This is a genomic window from Arthrobacter sp., from assembly GCF_031179385.1.
Lineage (GTDB): Bacteria > Actinomycetota > Actinomycetes > Actinomycetales > Micrococcaceae > Arthrobacter_D.
Genome location: NZ_JAPSHV010000012.1, coordinates 1 through 17962, shown reverse-complemented (window position 1 = coordinate 17962; position 17962 = coordinate 1). Strand labels below are relative to the sequence as shown.

Annotated in this window: 17 protein-coding genes; 10 read left to right on the top strand and 7 right to left on the bottom strand. The window is 64.8% G+C overall.

The window, feature by feature from the left end; genetic code table 11:
• Positions 1–25: 25 nt before the first annotated feature.
• From RIF85_RS03685 to RIF85_RS03675, 3 genes are read left to right on the top strand one after another with little or no spacing between them, the layout of a single operon-like run.
• Entirely contained in the window at positions 26–184 is a 159-nt protein-coding gene (locus RIF85_RS03685) for a DUF4177 domain-containing protein (RefSeq protein ID WP_309070560.1), read from the top strand.
• Positions 184–666, top strand: coding sequence for a RidA family protein (locus RIF85_RS03680; RefSeq protein WP_309070559.1), 483 nt, complete (start codon positions 184–186; stop codon positions 664–666). Before RIF85_RS03685 ends, RIF85_RS03680 begins: the two co-directional genes overlap by 1 nt.
• A 4-nt stretch (positions 667–670) precedes the next feature.
• Complete coding sequence (locus RIF85_RS03675; protein ID WP_309070558.1) at positions 671–1582, top strand: NUDIX hydrolase; 912 nt, start codon at positions 671–673, stop codon at positions 1580–1582.
• A gap of 105 nt (positions 1583–1687) precedes the next feature.
• Here RIF85_RS03675 and RIF85_RS03670 read toward each other — a convergent pair whose 3' ends face one another.
• The gene (locus tag RIF85_RS03670) at positions 1688–2365 is read right to left on the bottom strand and encodes a Crp/Fnr family transcriptional regulator (protein ID WP_026544229.1); all 678 of its coding nucleotides are present in this window, start codon (positions 2363–2365) and stop codon (positions 1688–1690) included.
• A gap of 220 nt (positions 2366–2585) precedes the next feature.
• Between RIF85_RS03670 and RIF85_RS03665 the strand changes: the two genes are divergently transcribed.
• From RIF85_RS03665 to RIF85_RS03650, 4 genes are all read left to right on the top strand, one after another.
• A complete protein-coding gene (locus tag RIF85_RS03665; RefSeq protein ID WP_309070557.1) occupies positions 2586–3770 on the top strand; it encodes a MarP family serine protease in 1185 nt (394 codons plus the stop codon).
• Between the two features lie 178 nt (positions 3771–3948).
• A complete protein-coding gene (locus RIF85_RS03660; RefSeq protein WP_309070556.1) occupies positions 3949–5643 on the top strand; it encodes an ABC transporter substrate-binding protein in 1695 nt (564 codons plus the stop codon).
• 88 nt (positions 5644–5731) lie between these two features.
• Complete coding sequence (locus RIF85_RS03655; protein WP_309070555.1) at positions 5732–6736, top strand: ABC transporter permease; 1005 nt, start codon at positions 5732–5734, stop codon at positions 6734–6736.
• Positions 6733–7680 carry an ABC transporter permease gene (locus RIF85_RS03650; protein ID WP_309070554.1) on the top strand — a complete coding sequence of 316 codons (948 nt, stop codon included), beginning with the start codon at positions 6733–6735 and terminating at the stop codon, positions 7678–7680. Before RIF85_RS03655 ends, RIF85_RS03650 begins: the two co-directional genes overlap by 4 nt.
• Positions 7681–7757: 77 nt before the next feature.
• Here RIF85_RS03650 and RIF85_RS03645 read toward each other — a convergent pair whose 3' ends face one another.
• The 4 genes from RIF85_RS03645 to acs form a co-directional block, all read right to left on the bottom strand.
• On the bottom strand, positions 7758–9500 hold the full coding sequence (locus tag RIF85_RS03645; protein WP_309070553.1) for an ABC transporter ATP-binding protein: 1743 nt from the start codon (positions 9498–9500) through the stop codon (positions 7758–7760).
• A gap of 4 nt (positions 9501–9504) precedes the next feature.
• Positions 9505–9981, bottom strand: a complete 477-nt coding sequence (gene aroQ, locus RIF85_RS03640) for a type II 3-dehydroquinate dehydratase (protein WP_309070552.1) — start codon at positions 9979–9981, stop codon at positions 9505–9507.
• Between the two features lie 52 nt (positions 9982–10033).
• Positions 10034–11332 (bottom strand): MFS transporter, encoded by a 1299-nt coding sequence (locus RIF85_RS03635; RefSeq protein WP_309070551.1) that lies wholly within the window; start codon positions 11330–11332, stop codon positions 10034–10036.
• Between the two features lie 138 nt (positions 11333–11470).
• Positions 11471–13453 carry an acetate--CoA ligase gene (gene acs / locus RIF85_RS03630; RefSeq protein ID WP_309070550.1) on the bottom strand — a complete coding sequence of 661 codons (1983 nt, stop codon included), beginning with the start codon at positions 13451–13453 and terminating at the stop codon, positions 11471–11473.
• Between the two features lie 299 nt (positions 13454–13752).
• On the opposite strand from acs, the gene RIF85_RS03625 reads away from it, so the two are divergent.
• The 3 genes from RIF85_RS03625 to RIF85_RS03615 are packed head-to-tail and all read left to right on the top strand — an operon-like array spanning position 13753 to position 16565.
• Complete coding sequence (locus tag RIF85_RS03625) at positions 13753–15060, top strand: hypothetical protein (protein ID WP_309070549.1); 1308 nt, start codon at positions 13753–13755, stop codon at positions 15058–15060.
• Between the two features lie 45 nt (positions 15061–15105).
• Positions 15106–15885: an endonuclease III gene (nth, locus tag RIF85_RS03620; RefSeq protein ID WP_309070548.1), complete on the top strand. Its 780-nt coding sequence runs from the start codon at positions 15106–15108 to the stop codon at positions 15883–15885.
• The gene (locus RIF85_RS03615) at positions 15882–16565 is read left to right on the top strand and encodes a CoA pyrophosphatase (protein WP_309070547.1); all 684 of its coding nucleotides are present in this window, start codon (positions 15882–15884) and stop codon (positions 16563–16565) included. The genes nth and RIF85_RS03615 overlap by 4 nt, the downstream gene beginning before the upstream one ends.
• Here the strand turns inward: RIF85_RS03615 and RIF85_RS03610 are convergent.
• Positions 16562–17020, bottom strand: coding sequence for an SRPBCC family protein (locus RIF85_RS03610; RefSeq protein WP_309070546.1), 459 nt, complete (start codon positions 17018–17020; stop codon positions 16562–16564). The genes RIF85_RS03615 and RIF85_RS03610 overlap by 4 nt on opposite strands.
• Positions 17021–17099: 79 nt before the next feature.
• The coding region (locus RIF85_RS03605) for a bifunctional 3'-5' exonuclease/DNA polymerase (RefSeq protein ID WP_309070545.1) at positions 17100–17962 on the bottom strand (863 nt) is incomplete at its 5' end.

The window sequence follows — 17962 nt, the reverse complement described above, 5'->3', positions numbered from 1 at the left end:
ACTAGCACACGCTACCCTGTGAGTCATGACCAAATGGGAGTACGCCACAATTCCGCTCATCATCCACGCAACGAAGCAGATCCTCGACCAGTGGGGCGAGGACGGCTGGGAGCTTGTGCAGGTTGTTCCGGGGCCTGACGGCAAGGGCCTGGTCGCGTACCTCAAGCGGCAGAAGAACGCGTGATGACCAGCGCTAACGGGGCAGTCTCCGCCGTCGAAAGCAGGCTCCAGGAGCTCGGGATCACGCTTCCGGAGGTGGCAGCCCCGGTTGCCGCGTACATCCCCGCGGTGGTCTCCGGCAACTATGTCTACACCTCCGGGCAGCTGCCCTTTATTAACGGCAAACTCCCAGCAACAGGAAAAGTCGGCGCGGCGATAGATGCGGACCAGGCCAAGGAATTCGCGGCCACCTGTGCAGTCAACGCCCTCGCTGCCGTGAAGTCGCAGATCGGGGACCTCGACCGGGTAACCCGGATCGTCAAGGTCGTCGGTTTCGTTGCATCGGAGCCGAGCTTCACCGGTCAGCCTGGAGTGATCAACGGAGCTTCCGAGCTGCTTGGAAGCGTGTTCGGCGAGGCCGGCGCCCACGCGCGTTCCGCCGTCGGCGTTGCGGTACTACCATTGGATGCGCCCGTAGAAGTCGAAATCATCGCGGAGTTCGTCTAGTTTCGTGAACCGTTCAAGCACCAGGCTCTTTCCAGTCCCGGATGAGCAGCAGGGCGCCGCCCGTAGTTGGATCGACCACGGCGAACGCACCCCCATGAAGCCACGGCCAGCATCGTCGGTCGTGCTGATCCGCGACGCTCCGGTGGGCACGGAGGTCTACCTCTCCTATCGGCGGGGGGAGTCTCCGCTCGGCGTAGTCGCCTTCCCGGGAGGCAGCGTGGAAGAGCACGACGACGATCCGGTTGCCTGGTTCGGTCCCTCGCCCGCGCAATGGGCGGCTGCTTTGGCCACACCGGATCATCACGTGGCCCGCCGCTTCGTGGTTGCCGCGATTCGGGAGCTGTTCGAAGAGACCGGTGTACTGCTCGCAGGCCCGGACCCCTCGAGCCTCGTGGAGGGAACCCGACATCCTCAGTGGATGGAGGCGCGTGAGGCGATGGCTGCCGGGGAGAAGACTTTCGCCGAAATTCTCGGCAAACGGGGTTTGGGTCTGCGGACAGATCTCATCAAACCCCTGTCCGCCTGGCTCAGCCCTGACTTTGCGCACCGGCGTTTCGACACCCGCTACTTTGCGGCCGCGCAGCCTGTGAATCAGGAACCCACCCTGCTTGCCAGCAAGGGCGTGTGGGGGCAGTGGCGGTGGTCGGCGGACGAAATCAGGCAGCGCAACACCACTACGCTCGGTGATGATGTTGGTCAGCCAAACACTGTCGGCAAGACGCTGAGCGAACTGACTGTGCCCGCCGTCGAACTCATCCTCGAGAAGATCGGTTCTTCGCGGGGGTGTATTGCCTATCTGTCCCACAAGAGGCCCATGAAGGTGTTCTCGCCCCGCCTGATCGAAACGGACGGCGAACCCAAGGTAGAAGTCGAGTGTTCAACCGCCACTGAAGGTTCCGAACAGCGCGGCCGCTAGCCTCGTTTCCCTTGCAAAGACGCCGACGGCGGGCGGTCACCGGCGCAGCTGCAGCTGACTACCATGGGCGACCACCCGCCGTCGTAAGTCGGGGAGGGACGAGGCTTAGCGGCTCCGCTGGCGCAGGCGCTGGATGTCGAGAATGACGACGGCGCGGGCCTCCAGGCGCAGCCAGCCGCGCTGAACGAACTCGGCCAGGGCCTTGTTCACGGTCTCGCGGGAGGCGCCCACCAGCTGGGCAAGCTCTTCCTGCGTGAGTTCGTGGGCGACAAGGATGCCGTCTGTTGCCGGACGGCCGAAGCGGTCCGCGAGATCCAGCAGGGCTTTGGCCACGCGCCCGGGAACGTCGGAGAAGACCAGGTCTGCCAGTGACTCGTTCGTACGGCGCAACCGGCGGGCCAACGCCTGCAGCAGCTGGGCGGATACCTCGGGGCGGGTTTCCAGCAGTGCGCGCAGGTTCTCGTTCTTCAGGCCCGCGAGGCGCGTTTCGGAGACAGCGGTGGCCGTGGCGGTTCGGGGACTTGGGTCGAAGAGTGCCATTTCGCCGAAGAGTTCGCCGGGGCCGAGGATTGCCAGCAGGTTCTCGCGACCGTCCTGAGCGGTGCGGCCGAGCTTGATCTTGCCGGAGACTATGAAGTAGAGCTGGTCGCCCTGGTCGCCCTCCCGGAAGACCGATGCGCCGCGGGACAGATCCACCTCTGTCAGTTCGTCGGTGAGTGCCGCAAAGACCTCGTCGCCGAGCGAAGCGAAAAGGGGCGCCCTGCGCAGAACCTCGATATCCATGAAATCTCCTATGTATGGTGCAGAACCAGCAAGTTTCCGTTTTTTCCATCTTGCCGTACGCAGAGACGTTGTGACACCTGCTACACGCGTGTTCGCCGCTGGGGTAGGGGAAATCACTCCAACACGTTTCCCGGGACACGTTCCCGGCTGATTGTCAGGCCCGGACCGTAGAATCGAAGGTCAGCAGGGGAAGTACGGCGCTTCCTGGAAGGGGAGTGGCGTGTTCGGCTTTACGCTCCTGGACATCATTCTGATCCTGGTGCTGATCGGGTACCTGATCACCGGGCTCAAGAACGGTTTCCTGGTCACGCTCGGCGGCATCATCGGGTTCGCTGCTGGTGCCGTGGCGGCCTTCTTCGCCATCCCACTGGTGAGCGCCTGGGTGACGGATGACGCCTGGCGGCTGGCAGCAGTCATCGCTACAGCGCTGATTCTCGTCATAATCGGCCAGGCACTCGGTGCAGGGTTGGGCCGCGCGCTGAGCAGCAGGGCAGGTTCCGTGCCTATCCGCGTCATCGACCGGTTGCTGGGAGGCGTAACCAACGTCGTCGTGGCTGCGTTGGTGCTTGCCATGCTTGCGTTCAGCATCAGCACCATGGGTGTGCCGTTACTGTCCCAGTCGATCGCCTCATCGAAGGTGATCACCACCATCGACACCGTAACGCCCTCGCCCGTTCGTGCCTGGATGGCAGAGGTGCGCTCAATCGCCGTCGCTGACGGCATACCTACGCTGCTGGAGGGGGTAGCGCCCGCCACTCCTGCTCCGGTGCCTGACGCGTCGGTCGACACTCCCGAGCTTGCGGCTGCTTCTCAGTCGGTACTGCGCATCGCCGGAACGGCATTTCAGTGTGGACAGAACCAGACCGGGTCCGGGTTCATTGTGGCGCCCGGCCGGGTGGTTACGAACGCCCACGTGGTAGCAGGAGTGAACCAGCCGGTCGTAGAGGCTCCCGGCGGCGGAGCAGTGCCCGGAAGCGTGGTGTATTTCGATCCCGTCCGGGATATTGCCGTGATCGCCGTGGATGGACTGGACCGCGCACCCCTCGCCCTCGGCGAAGCGCTGGACACCGGGGATACTGCTGCATTCGCCGGGTATCCCGCAGGCGGTCCGTTCCAGATCCAGCCGGCAAGCGTGCAGAACCGGTCGGATGTGCTCGTCGAGAACATTTACGGTGCCGATCCCACAGCAGTTGACGTCTACACCCTTGCCGCCAACGTCCAGCAAGGGAACTCGGGAGGACCGCTTCTGGACCTGCAGGGGCGCGTCGCGGGGGTCATCTTCGCGAAGTCGACGTCGGATGTCCCCGTCGGATATGCCCTCACGCTCGACGAGCTCCGCCCCGTCGTCGAGCAGGCATCAGGTCTCAACGAGCCTGTGTCCGCGGGACAGTGCACGGAGCGCTAGCGGGAATCCGCTCAACCAGGTGAACTCGCTTAACCAAATCGTGATGGCTTGCTGGCGGGAAATACTGCGTAGCTCGCAGCTGAGAGTTAGGCTCGTCACATTAGGCAACACGGCACACCCGTGCGCCGCTCGGGCACATTGACGTGCCCGCCAGATCACAGATCATCAGGAGCGCTCAATGTTCACAAGCAATTCGGCGCGGGGGGTGTTTCCCACAAGGAAGCGCGCTGCCGCCTTCACCGCAGGAGCAGCCATCAGTGCATTGCTGCTCAGCGGTTGCGTCCAAAGCCAGCGTGAGGAAGACGGCGGTGCGGGTGCGGAGGGCGAGGTCGACTCGACCTTCGTCTTCGCGGCATCGTCAGACCCCGCCTCGCTTGATCCTGCGTTCGCGAGTGATGGCGAGTCCTTCCGCGTCAGCCGCCAGATCTTCGAGGGTCTTGTCGGCGTGGAACCCGGCACCGCCGACCCTGCGCCGTTGTTGGCCGAATCCTGGGAAACGTCTGAAGACGGCCTTTCCTACACCTTCCAGTTGAAGGAAGGCGTGACGTTCCACGACGGCAGCGAATTCAACGCAGAGGCTGTCTGCTTCAACTTCGATCGGTGGTACAACTTCACCGGTCTGGCGCAGGCCCCGTCAGTGTCCTACTACTACAACAACCTCTTCCGCGGGTTCGCTGATTCGCCGGATGCCGCAGTTTACGAATCCTGTGAGGTGAACGGTGACCTCGAGGCCACCGTTACCCTGGCCAAGCCGTTCGCAGGGTTCATCCCGGCACTGTCCCTTCCCGCGTTCGCCATGCAGAGCCCAACGGCGCTGGAGGAGTTCGGCGCTGACGACATCGGTGGTTCTGCCGAGGCTCCCCAGTTGAGTGAGTACGCACAGGGCCACCCCGTCGGCACCGGGCCGTTCAAGTTCGATTCCTGGAACGTCGGCGAGGACCTCACCGTCTCGGCCAATGAAGAGTACTGGGGTGAGCAGGGCCAGGTGCAGACGGTAATCTTCCGAATCATCGACGATCCGCAGGCACGCACCCAGGCTCTCCAGGCGGGAACCATCGACGGTTTCGACCTCGTGTCGCCGGCCGACATTCCGGTACTGGAGGAAGAGGGCTACAAGATCATCGCGCGTGATCCGTTCACGATCCTCTACCTCGGTCTCAACCACACGGTCGAGGAGCTGAGCGATCCGCTGGTGCGCCAGGCAATCCACCACGCAATCGACAAGCAGGCCCTGATCGATCAGACCCTTCCTGAGGGAACCAAGGTGGCAACCCAGTTCATCCCCGATGTAGTTGACGGCTACAACGAGGACGTCACCACCTATGAGTACGACCCGGAGCGGGCCAAGGAACTTCTGGCCGAAGCTGGGTACCCGGACGGCTTCGAGGTTCAGTTCAACTACCCGACTGATGTATCGCGGCCGTACATGCCCACCCCGGAGCAGGCATTCACCAACCTCAGCGCACAGCTGGGTGAAGTCGGCATCACCGTGACGCCGGCGCCTGACGTCTGGACCCCGGACTACCTTGACCGCATTCAGGGCACCGAGAACCACGGTATCCACCTCCTCGGCTGGACCGGCGACTACAACGACACCGACAACTTCATCGGCGTCTTCTTCGGTCAGGAGAAGCCGGAGTTCGGCTTCGACAATCCGGAACTGTTCGAGGCTCTCAGCGAGGCCCGCGGCATGACTGACCGTGAGGAGCAGACGGAGTTGTACAAGGAGATCAACGAGCAGATCGCCCAGTTCAACCCGGCGATCCCGCTGGCGCACCCCGCGCCGTCGCTGGCCTTCGCTCCCCGGGTGGATTCCTACCCTGCGAGCCCGGTCAACGATGAAGTCTTCAACATGATCGAACTGAACGAGTAACAACTCTGGCGGAGGGACCGGCCCCAAGCGGGTCCCTCCGCTTTTGTTTGCTCTCGTTCACTCGGTGCCGCACTGTTGAAAGGACATCGTGCTTCGCGTCATAGGTAAACGTCTCGCCCTGCTGGTTCCCACCCTCTTCGGTCTGTCAGTCCTGCTCTTCCTCTGGGTGCGCAGCCTGCCGGGTGGGCCTGCTACGGCCCTGCTGGGTGAGCGGGCGACCCCCGAGGCGGTCGCCAGGGTCAACGAACTCTACGGCTTCGACCAGCCGCTGCTGACGCAGTACTTCACCTATATGGGCAAACTGCTCCAGGGTGATTTCGGTACATCGATCATCACGGGCCGTCCCGTCCTGGAGGAGTTCGCCACCCGTTTCCCGGCCACCATCGAACTCAGCGTGGTGGCCCTGATCTTCGCGATCGGCATCGGTATCCCCTTGGGCTACCTCGCTGCACGGCACTACGGGAAGCTCGCCGACCACGGCTCGGTGGTCCTCAGCCTGATCGGAATCACCATTCCGGTGTTCTTCTTGGCCTTCATCCTGAAATACCTGTTTGCTATCCAGTGGCCCATTCTGCCGCCGGACGGCCGGCAGAACCCCAGAATCAATGCCACGCATGTCACGGACTTCTATGTCCTGGACGGACTGCTGACGGGCGAGTTCGACGCCGCCTGGGACGCCTTCCTGCACCTCATCCTCCCGGGTCTTGCCCTTGGAACGATTCCCCTGGCCATCATCGTCCGCATCACGCGCGCTTCGGTGCTGGAGGTGCAGAACGCCGATTACGTGCGGACCGCACGCGCGAAGGGTCTGATGGAGAAGACCATCCGGGGCAGGTTCATCCTTCGCAACGCGATGCTGCCGGTTGTCACCACCATCGGGCTGCAGACCGGCCTCCTGATTTCGGGTGCGGTCCTCACCGAAACGGTGTTCGCCTTCAATGGCATCGGCAGGTTCCTTCGAGATGCCATCTTCGAACTCGACTACCCGGTACTGCAGGGGTTCATCATCTTTATCGCTGTCCTGTACGCCCTGATCAACCTCATCGTTGACATTTCCTACACCATCATCGATCCAAGGGTGCGTGTGCAATGAGCAATACCCTGCCTCCCGCGGCCGGCGGGGAGGTCTCCCCGGCCACAGCAGACCCGGCACTCGCCGAAGGCGGAGGTACCGGCCTCTGGAAGGATGCATTCCGCAGACTGCGCCGTAATCCCCAGGCCATCGCCGGAGCGGTGATCATCGGCTTGTTCCTGCTCGTGGCGGCGCTTGCACCGATCCTCGCTCCCTTCGGCGGCGAAGAACTGCCTGGCCGTACCGAGATCAGGCCAACCAATATTCCGGGGCCGGGGGAGCTCCCGGAGTATCCGCTCGGCCTGGACCGGTTCGGCGGCGACGTGCTCTCCAAGCTCATCTGGGGCGCCCAGGCGTCCCTGCTGATCGGTGTGATCTCGACGGCGATCGGCCTTGCCGGCGGTATGCTGCTCGGCCTGCTGGCCGGCGGTCTGGGCGGCTGGGTGGACAGCGTCATCATGCGTTTCGTGGACATCCTGCTGTCCGTTCCCAACCTGCTGCTCGCGGTGAGCATCGCGGCGATCCTTGGTCAGGGGCCGTACGCGATCATGATCGCCATCGGTGTCTCCCAACTACCGATCTTCGCCCGTCTGCTCCGTTCGTCCATGCTCTCGCAGCGCGGATCAGACTACATCCTCGCGGCGCAGACCCTCGGCCTGAGCAAGCGCACCATCACCATGAGCCACCTGCTGCCCAACAGCGTGGGCCCGGTGATCGTGCAGGCTACGCTGTCTCTCGCAACGGCGGTGATCGACGCGGCCGCCCTGTCCTTCCTGGGGCTCGGCGGCGGACTTCCGCAGACAGCCGAATGGGGTCGCATGCTCACCTACGCCCAGGCTGAACTGGCGTCATCGCCGTACCTGGCCTTCCTGCCCGGCGCGTGCATTGCCATCACGGCACTCGGCTTCACGCTGCTGGGGGAGTCACTGCGCGAGGCGCTGGACCCGAAGACCCGCCAGAAGTAACCCCTCAAATACGACGGCGGCCGGTTACCTTCGCTCCGAAGGTGACCGGCCGCCGTCGTACTCTGCTTCCGTGAGGGTCAGGCGATGTTGAGCTCGTTGCCTGGGATCGAGGCGAGGAGCTTTCGCGTGTACGGGTGGCGTGGGTTCTGGAAGACCTCCTCGGAGCTGGCCGCTTCGACCAGCTCACCGTCCTTCATGACGCACACGTAGTCGGAGATGAGCCGGACCACCGCGAGGTCGTGGGAGATGAACAGGTAGCTCAATCCGAGCTCCGATTGCAGGTCTCCCAGAAGCTTCAGGATCTGGGCCTGAACCAGCACGTCGAGCGCGGAGACCGGCTCATCGCAGATGATCAGCTCGGGCTTGAGCGCCAGGGCCCGGGCGATCGCGACACGCTGGCGTTGCCCGCCGGAGAGCTCGGAGGGGTAGCGCCGCAGCGCGTTGTGCGGCAGGGATACCTGGTCCATGAGCTCGCGCACGCGGGCAGCGCGCTCTGTCCGGGAGCCCCGCTTGTAGGCGTTCAGGGGTTCCTCGACAATCCGTTCAATCGTGAACATCGGGTTCAGTGACGAGTACGGGTCCTGGAATACCGGTTGGACGCGCTGCCGGAAGTCGTCGAGCTGCTTCTTGTCGAGCGTCGCCACGTCCATCCCGTCGAAGGTCATGGTGCCGGAGGTTGGCTCGATGAGTTTGAGGAGCATGCGCGCCGTCGTGGTCTTGCCGGAGCCGGACTCGCCGACGATGGCAACGGTCTGCCCGCGCGGGATGTCCAGAGTGACGTTCTTCGCGGCGTAAAAGTCCTCGGAACTGCCGCGTCGCTTGTAGATCTTCGTCAGGTCCCGGATCTCGACGATGTTGTTGGTCGGAGCGGCGTCTACTGCAGCGTCGGCTTCAGCCTGGTGTTCCTCGAAGGCGGCCTGCGCCACGGCGACGCGCTTCCCGGCGTCGTCTGCATAGGCGCCGGGACGCAGCCTGATCGCCGCCACGCTCGGCGCGGCACGAACCAGCGACTGCGTGTAGGGGTGCCTGGGGTCGTTGAGGAGCTGTGCCGCCGGACCTGTTTCCACGACGCGGCCGCGGTGCATTACCACCAGTTCCGATGCGCGCTCCGCCGCGAGCCCCAGGTCATGGGTGATCAGGAGGACCGACGTGCCGAGCTGCTCCGTCATGGTGTCGATCTGGTCGAGGATGGTGCGCTGCACCGTGACGTCCAGAGCGCTGGTGGGCTCGTCGGCGATCAGGAGCCGCGGGCGGCAGGCCATGCCGATGGCGATCAGGGCGCGTTGGCGCATGCCGCCGGAGAACTCGTGGGGGTACTGCTTGGCTCGTTCACGTGCGTCCGGGAGGCCTGCAGCTGAGAGCACCTCGACCACGCGATCCTTGACGTTCTTCTTGTCCGCGAGCCCGTGCACCAGCAGGGTCTCAGCTACCTGGGTCCCGATTTTCGCCACCGGGTTGAGGTTGGACATCGGGTCCTGCGGCACCAGTCCGATTGAGCGTCCCCGGATTGTGCGCATGGCCGACTCGGGGAGCGGCACCAGATCACGGCCTTCGAACAGGATGCTTCCCCCGGTGACCCGCCCGTTGCCGGGGAGCAGCCCGATACAGGCCATCGCCGTCGTCGACTTGCCGGAACCGGACTCACCCACGATCGCCAGGGTCTTCCCCCGATGGAGGGTGAAGCTGGCGTCCTCTACGGCATGCACTTCGCCGTAGGTGGTTCGAAAGCTGACCGCCAGGTTCTTCACCTGGAGCATGGGGGCATTCTCGGCGGGATCGGCGGCACTGCCTGAGGCATCCATGGGTGTGATGTGCGTCATGGGACTATCGTCCCTCATAACCGCCCTGCATCAGGTCATGCCGCGTCAGTTTCCGCACAAGATGATCGATGGCCAACCGATAACCGTCCACCCCGGCTCCCACGATGACGGCGTCAACCACCGCAGACAGGTAGGAGTGGTGCCGAAACTCCTCACGCTTGTGCACGTTACTGATGTGCACCTCGACCGTGGGCAGGCCGACTGCACTGATTGCATCCCGGAGGGCGACTGAGGTGTGGGTGTACGCGGCGGCGTTGATGACGATCCCATCGGCAGTTCCCGCAGCGGCGTGGATGGCGTCGACAAGCTCACCCTCGTGGTTGGACTGGGTGCACGTGACCGCCCAACCGTGGGCACCCGCGGCCGACTCACACAGCTTCTCGACGTCGTCCAGGCTGTGTGATCCGTAGACCCCGGGCTCGCGGGTACCAAGCAGGTTCAGGTTGGGGCCGTTGAGGATCAGCAGGGTAGTGGTCGCCATGGCTTAACTATGCCTGATCGCCCAGGCTTAGCCCGCGGCGTTGCCCGGGATGTCAGCCCAGCGCGGGCGCCGGCCGGCGGAGGCGCACTGCCGCCGTCGCACCCGCGAGAGTCACGAGGCTCATGAGGGCCAGCACGACACCGGGATGCCACCAGGCGCCGTCAGTGGCCTCTCCGAACATCTGGGTGATGGACGGAGCAAAGCCGGCCACAATAGCGGCGATGCTGTACGAGAACGACAGGGCGGTGAAGCTTGTGCTCGGATCGAACAGATCCGCCATGAGCCCTCCGAGCGCCGCCCAGCTTGCGGTCGGCAGGATGCCGCCGAGCAGGATCGCCGCTACGTACAGGGGCGCATCCGCGATGCTGATGACCCAGTAGAGCGGGAAACTGATCAGTGCCGTTCCGAGAGCGCCGCCCGCGACTACTTTCGCCGAGCCGATCCGCGTGGCCAGCCAGCCGAACGCGGGAATGGTGGCGAGCTGCAGCAGCGAACCGATCAGCGCGGCGTTGAGGACGGTGGCTTCCGACAGACCCAACCGCTCGGTCCCGTACGCCTGGGTGTAGGACACCATGAGGAAGTAGGAGCCGATACCCAGCACCGCTGACGCAACAGCAACAACAACGGCGACGGGCTGGGAGCGCAGGACGCTCAGCAGCGGAACGCGTACCTTCCTGGTCGTCTGGAAAACCGGTGTCTCGTCAATCGCGAGCCGCAGGTAGAGGGCGACGGCGAGGAACGGGAAGGCGAGCAGGAACGGGATGCGCCAGCCCCAGGTCGTCATGATGTCCGGAACCATCACCGTGAGGATGAGGAAGATCAGTGAGATCAGCATGGTGCCGACGGGGGAGCCCAGCTGGGGGATTGCGGCGTACAGCGCGCGCTTGCGTCCGCTTGCGTGTTCAGTGGCAATCAGGATGGAGCCGCCCCACTCGCCGCCCAGCGACAGGCCCTGCAGCAGGCGGAGGATTGTCAGGATGATGGGTGCCCAGACGCCGATCACACTGTAATCGGGAAGAAGCCCGACGGCGCCGGTGGCCAGTCCCATCAGCAGGATGGTCCAGATGAGCGTCTTTTTCCGGCCGATCCGGTCCCCGAGATGACCGAAGAGGATGGCACCCAGCGGGCGGGCGACGAAGCCCATCGCGAAGATCAGGAATGCGGACAGGGTTCCGGCGAGCGGATCCTGCTCCGCGAAGAAGACCTCATTGAAGACGAGTGCGGCAGCGGTGCCGAAGACATAGAAGTCGTAGGATTCAAGGGCGGTTCCGACGAAGGACGCAGCGGCTGTCTTTCGGGCCATTCCGGGGCGGGTGGCCGGCGTCGGGCGGGGTGCGGTAGAGGTGGACACGGTTCAGAATTGTCCTCGCAGCCAGACCCGAGCGGCCAGCAATTCCGGTCAACATCACAGTGTCGGTAGACCTGCATCACAGTTCCTGTCCGGCTGCCGCTTGAAAAGCGGCAGCCGGACAGCAGGGAGCGAAAGAGACTACTTTCTCAGCGATGCCGCGATCTGCTGCATGATCGTCGGATCGGACAGGGTGGTGGCGTCGCCGACCTCCCGGCCCTCCGCCACGTCCTTGAGCAGGCGCCGCATGATCTTGCCCGAGCGTGTCTTGGGCAGCTCCGGCACCACCAGGATGTTGCGTGGCTTCGCGATTGGTCCGATCTCCTTGGCGACGTGGTTGCGCAGGGTGGTGACGACGTCGTCGTCCTGGGCAGCGGAACCGCGCAGGATCACGAAGGCGACCACAGCCTCGCCGGTGGTTTCGTCGGAAGCACCGACGACGGCGGCCTCCGCCACCGACGGATGGCTCACAAGCGCGGACTCGATTTCCGTCGTCGACAGGCGGTGGCCCGAGACATTCATGACGTCGTCCACCCGGCCGAGCAGCCAGATGTCGCCGTCCTCGTCGCGCTTTGCGCCGTCTCCCGCGAAATACATGTTGTCGAACCGGGACCAGTAGGTGTCCTTGAACCGCTGCGGGTCACCCCAGATCCCGCGGAGCATGGACGGCCAGGGCTCACGGATCACGAGGTAGCCGCCGGAGCCGTTGGGTACGGACTGACCCATCTCGTCCACCACATCCACCGCGATGCCGGGCATGGCCACCTGCGCCGATCCCGGCTTGCAGGCAGTCACGCCGGGGAGCGGGGAGATCATGTGCGCGCCGGTTTCGGTCTGCCACCACGTGTCGACGATCGGTGCGCGGGTTTCTGATCGCCCGCCGTTGCCGCCGATGATTTCCCGGTACCACATCCACGCCTCGGGGTTGATGGGTTCACCCACCGAACCGAGGACGCGGATGGAGGAGAGGTCGAACTTCGCGGGAATGTCGCGCCCCCACTTCATGAACGTGCGGATGGCGGTGGGCGCGGTGTAAAGGATCGACACCTTGTACTTCTCCACGAGCTCCCACCAGCGGCCCTGGTGGGGGGTGTCCGGCGTGCCCTCATAGATGAGCTGGGTGGCGCCGTTGACCAGCGGTGAGTACGCGACGTAGCTGTGCCCTGTCACCCAGCCGATGTCGGCCGTGCACCAGAAGACATCGGTCTCAGGGTGCAGGTCGAAGGTGTACTTCTGGGTGAATGCGGTCTGGGTCAGGAACCCGCCGGTGGTGTGCAGGATGCCCTTGGGCTTACCGGTGGTGCCCGAGGTGTAGAGGATGAAGAGTGGGTGTTCGGAATCGTGGCCCTCGGCGGTGTGCTCATCGGAGGCCTCACCGACGACGTCGTGCCACCAGCGGTCGCGGCCTTCCACCCACTCCACCGGTTCCCCGTTGCGCTTGACCACGACGACGTTCTCGACGGTATGGCCGGGGCGCTCCAGTGCGCTGTCCACGGCGGGTTTGAGGGAGCTCGGCTTACCCCTGCGGTAGGTGCCGTCGGAGGTGACCACCAGCTTCGCTTCGGCGTCGTCGATCCGGCTGCGCAGGGCATCGGCCGAGAATCCTCCGAAGACCACGGAGTGGACCGCGCCGATGCGGGCGCAGGCCAGCATGGTGATGACGGCCTCAGGGATCATGGGCAGGTAGACGGCAACGCGGTCGCCCTTGGTCACGCCCAGGGACTCGAAGGCGTTGGCGGCCTTCTTCACCGCCGTTGTCAGCTCTGCGTAGGTGTAGGTAAGCGTGTCACCGGGTTCGCCCTCGAAATGGATCGCCACACGGTCGCCGCGGCCCTGCTCCACATGGCGGTCCAGAGCGTTGTACGCGGCATTGACCTTTCCGCCGACGAACCACTTGGCGAACGGCGCCTCAGACCAGTCCAGGGCCTGTGAGAAATCCTGGTGCCAGGTCAGCAACTCCCGGGCCTGGCTCGCCCAGAACTCGGGGCCCTGTTTCCCCTGCTCATACAGCTCGGCCGTCGCGATGGCGCTGGCCGCGAAGTCCTCGCTCGGCGGGAAGCGTCGCTCCTCATGCAGCAGATTTTCGAATGCGTCACCCGTGGAAACCTGGGTGTCTTCAGACATTGTGAACCCCTTCGGCCATTCAGTGCGGAGGCGGACCCGAACAGACAATTCAAGCCGCTGATGTGCTGTGTCCCACATTAGTGGGGGCGCCACCCGATCGGTGTGCTGGTGGTCACACTGTAGATGCGAAAGGCACTGATTCTGCGATGAGCGGTGAGCGCGGGACGCCGACATGTCCCATCATTGGTAGGAAAGGAAGTAGGCGTTGACTAGGGTTATCAAAGAAATCCGAATCCGGCTCAACGCCCTCGGCACCTGACTGCGGCAGAAGCCGCCGTTATGAAACGGAGAATCCAGACATGACCGAACAGCGCCAGTACGACGGCGGCGCAGACACCGCGCACAGCTCGCCGGTGCAGCAATCAGGCCGGTCCGAAACACCTGCAGATGCCTCCGCTACCGCCGGGCACAGCGGGCCCGAGGCTGTAGCAGGGCCCTTCACCCTGCGTGAAACGGTCATCGGTGTCTCGGTGCTGGTGATGTTCGTCGGCACAATCCTGCCCTTTGTGGACGGCGTCAATCTGTGGCGCACGTTCTCCCTCTTCTTCCTGGGCATCGGGATCCTGCTTCCGGTTGCGGCGCTGTCGCTGATCGTGGGCCGCCGGCTGGGAGCCAAGAGCCTGCGCGTCGGATCGCTCTCTGTCGACCAGTTCGCCTCGGTGACCGCAGCGTTCGCCGCCGCATTCTTCTTCCTGCAGACCGTTACCACTTTCGAGGTCGGTGCGTTCATCGCGTTGCTCGGATCGGTCGGGTTCTTCGTCGCAACGGTCGGCGGTCCCCACCTCGGCGTCTTCAAGCCGGATTTCGCGGGTCGTCCGTCGTCGTCCGCCCATCGGATCGCCCGGGAGGCGTTGCCCGCCAAGCCGCGTCCGCCGAAGCCGGTTCCTGCAGAGACCGTGACGGGATGGAATGATTCTTCGGCAGGCAAGTCCGTCACTGGCGGGCCGAGCAGCGCCGGCTACAGCGCCGGGTATGCCGTCGTTGATTACGCTGCAGGCCAGGGCTCCGGTGCCTCGCACGGCTCCGCGGCGGGGCAGGCGCAGACTCCTGCAACAGAGCACGCGCAGGTTCCCGCAGCCAAGCAGGACTCCGCTCCGCACACTGAGAGCACCGCCCGCCCCACCGAGACAAGGGAGGCGGAGCCTGCAGCTCCCAGTGCAGGTGCAGCGCAGCCGGAAGCGCCGCGCGGCTCCGGCTCACACGCGGTGTCCAGCTCGGGAGCAGCCGCAGAAGCCGCTGCTCCCGCTGCCACTGTTGCGCAGCCAGCAGTTGAGAAGGCCGCGGAGCGGACCATGGCGCAGCAGACTGTGCGGCAGACGGACAGCAGCACCGAGGAAGCCGCGCACCCGCGGACCGAATCCATCTCCGCTACCCGGGATGCCGAGGATGATGAGCCGGTGCTCGAGGCATTCTGGTTCGCCGTCGGAACTCCCCGCTCGGTAGTGGACGAGCAGACCGGGGCACCCTTGTTCGTGCTCCAGCCCGGTGACTGGGAAGTTGGCATCGAGGACCGCGGGCATGAGTTCCTCGTTCAGGACAAGCGCACTGGCCGCATTGGTGTCATGCGGGACCTGCGCAACATCGAACGCGCACCCCGCGAGGGATAGCAGGCGGCACGGGCGGGCGGAAACGGAAAGGGAAACCGGGTCATCGTGGATGTATCGCCGATCGCGCTGAAGCGCCGGGCGCGTAGGATCCATCGCGTGCTCGCAGAGACGTACCCATACGCTGTAGCGGAACTGGATTTCCGGAACCCCTTCGAGCTGCTGGTGGCTACGGTCCTCTCAGCCCAGACCACCGACGTGCGGGTGAATCTGACCACCCCGGCCCTGTTTGCGCGATACCCGGACGCCCGGAGCCTCGCTGAAGCTGCGGAAGATGAGTTGCAGGAGATGATTCGCCCCACCGGCTTTTTCCGGGCGAAGTCCCGCAGCCTGCTCGCGTTGGCCACCCGCATCGTCGACGATTTCGACGGTGAGGTGCCCGGTCGCCTGGAGGATCTGGTGACCCTTCCCGGAGTAGGCCGTAAAACGGCGAACGTGGTGCTGGCCAACGCGTTCGGCGTACCGGGCATTTCGGTGGACACGCACTTCGGCCGCCTCTCCCGCCGCTTCGGCTGGACCACGGAGGAGGACCCAGTGAAGGTGGAGTTCGACGTCGCCGCTCTCTTCGAGCGCAGGGACTGGACTATGCTCTCGCACCGGGTAATCTTCCACGGCCGCCGTATCTGCCATGCCAAGAAGCCCGCGTGCGGTGTGTGCCCGGTGGCCTCGCTGTGCCCGTCCTACGGCGAAGGAGAGGTCGACCCGGACAAGGCACGGAAGCTCCTGAAGTACGAGCTCGCCCCGGGCCGCGAGGAGCTCCACCGCCGTATGGTGGAGGGCGCTTCGCGCGCCGAGTTGCTGGCTGCCGGCCATACCCTGAGCGCATGAGCGCGTACTCCCAACTCAAGGCCTTCGCCGAGAGCGCGGCGCCCATCGGCCCGGGCAGGGACAAGACGGAGTCATGGCAGGTAGTCGGGATAGATATTGCAACCGCCAGGCCGGCCGCTGTCCTCATTCTCTTCGGACACCTTGATGACCGTCCTGCACGTATCCACTCGGCAGCTGTGCCGGATGACCTGGACGTCCTGTTTGTGACCCGCGCCGGCACATTGCGCAGCCATCCCGGCCAGGTGGCGTTCCCGGGCGGACGAATCGACGACGACGACGCCGATCCCGCCGCTGCAGCCCTGCGGGAAGCTGAGGAGGAGACAGGCCTCGATCCTGCGGGCGTCGAAGTCCTGGGGGAGCTGCCGGAAGTGGGGCTCCCGCTCAGCAATTACCTCGTGACGCCCGTGCTCGGCTGGTGGGCCTCGCCGACGCCCGTGCGGGTAGTGGACCACGCCGAATCATCACACGTTTTCCGTGCGCCGGTGGCGGAGCTTCTCTCGCCCGAGGCACGGTTCACCGCAGTTGTGCGGCGCAACGGGCGCAGGCACAGCACACCGGCATTCATGGTCGATGACATCACGATCTGGGGGTTCACCGGACTGTTACTGTCACGCTTGTTCGATGGGTTGGGCTGGACGCAGCCCTGGGATGAGTCCCGCGAGCGCGACGCGCCGCTCTAGAGCGATTCGGCTTTCGCCGCGATCTCGGCCAGGTCCTTGGCCAGTGCCTTGCGCGTCATCTTCATCCCGATCTTGCCGAACAGGGCGAGCATGATTCGGCCGGCCATGGTGGGCTCGACGACCTGGGCACCGAAAGTCAGGGTCAGATCAGTTCCGCCATTGCGTTCCGCGAGCGTGAAGTGCGTGGTGTAGTCCGCACCGTTCTGAAGTGCCTTGACCGTTGTGCTGCGCGGCGGGTCCGCCTGCTCCACCCACATCTCGACGGTTTCCGAGCGGCCCATCATGGTGCGGGTTTCCTTCCACCGGGTGCCCTTCCCGTACGGTCCGTCACTGAGCATCTGCACCGACTGAACCCCGGATAGGGTTGCTGCCGAGCCTGGGATGTCTGAGATAACGGACCAGACCGTTTCGGGGGAAGCGTTGATGTGCTGGGTGAGGCTGGTGCTGTGATCCATGCGTCGAGCCTAGCCACCGCCCCTGACGATTCGCAGGTTCGCGCGCCCTGCTTGTTGTGAATCTGTCTTTGTGAATCAGCTATTTTGCGTCGGCGTATGAGTCCGCCATCACGACGTTCACGGGGAACTCGACCGGAATCCGACCGAACATCAGGTGGGTAGCGGCGCGCGCCGACTCGTTCACCATGGTGGAAACCTCGCCCGCAAGCTCACGGGGTACATGCAGCATGACCTCGTCATGCAGGAAGAACACAATGTGCGCTTGAGCAAAGCCGGGCGGGGCGGCACGCAACCGCCGTCGTAATTCAGCCAGCCAGCACAGGGCCCATTCCGCGGCCGTCGCCTGAACCACGAAATTGCGTGTGAAACGGCCCCGCGACCGGGCAAGCGCATCCGCGCGCTGCTGCTCGGCGGCGCTGCTGGTGCGCTGGGCGGCGAGCCAGCGTTCCGACGGCGGAGGGCAGCCGCGGCCGAGGAAACTCGCGACGACGCCGCCTCCCTCGCCCGTGCGCGCAGCGGCCTCCACCACAGAGATCGCCTGCGGATAAGTGCGGGTGAGCTGTGGCATGAGGCGGCCGGATTCGCCGGTGGTTGCGCCGTACATGGCTCCGAGCATGGCCACCTTCGCCTTGGCCCGGTCCCCACCGAATCCCTGATCGGCGATGCCCTGGTACAGATCCAGGCCGCGTCCCGCTGTCGCCAGCGCGGAATCCTTGCCGAGCACGGCGAGTACGCGCGGTTCGAGTTGGGCTGCATCCGCGACGATGAGCACATGGCCGGGGTCCGCGCGGACGGCATCGCGTACCTGGTGGGGGATCTGCAGCGCGCCGCCGCCGCGGGACGCCCACCGTCCGGACATGCTGCCGCCCACAACGTACTCCGGTCGGAACCTGCCGTCGCGAACCCAGGTGTCCAGCCAGGTCCAGCCGTTCGCTGCCATCA

Coding starts and splice junctions, on each gene's coding strand:
- RIF85_RS03685 (WP_309070560.1), top strand. CDS start 26: ATGACCAAATGGGAGTACGCCACAATTCCGCTCATCATCCACGCAACG.
- RIF85_RS03680 (WP_309070559.1), top strand. CDS start 184: ATGACCAGCGCTAACGGGGCAGTCTCCGCCGTCGAAAGCAGGCTCCAG.
- RIF85_RS03670 (WP_026544229.1), bottom strand. CDS start 2,365: ATGGATATCGAGGTTCTGCGCAGGGCGCCCCTTTTCGCTTCGCTCGGC.
- RIF85_RS03660 (WP_309070556.1), top strand. CDS start 3,949: ATGTTCACAAGCAATTCGGCGCGGGGGGTGTTTCCCACAAGGAAGCGC.
- RIF85_RS03650 (WP_309070554.1), top strand. CDS start 6,733: ATGAGCAATACCCTGCCTCCCGCGGCCGGCGGGGAGGTCTCCCCGGCC.
- RIF85_RS03645 (WP_309070553.1), bottom strand. CDS start 9,500: ATGACGCACATCACACCCATGGATGCCTCAGGCAGTGCCGCCGATCCC.
- aroQ (WP_309070552.1), bottom strand. CDS start 9,981: ATGGCGACCACTACCCTGCTGATCCTCAACGGCCCCAACCTGAACCTG.
- acs (WP_309070550.1), bottom strand. CDS start 13,453: ATGTCTGAAGACACCCAGGTTTCCACGGGTGACGCATTCGAAAATCTG.
- RIF85_RS03625 (WP_309070549.1), top strand. CDS start 13,753: ATGACCGAACAGCGCCAGTACGACGGCGGCGCAGACACCGCGCACAGC.
- RIF85_RS03615 (WP_309070547.1), top strand. CDS start 15,882: ATGAGCGCGTACTCCCAACTCAAGGCCTTCGCCGAGAGCGCGGCGCCC.
- RIF85_RS03610 (WP_309070546.1), bottom strand. CDS start 17,020: ATGGATCACAGCACCAGCCTCACCCAGCACATCAACGCTTCCCCCGAA.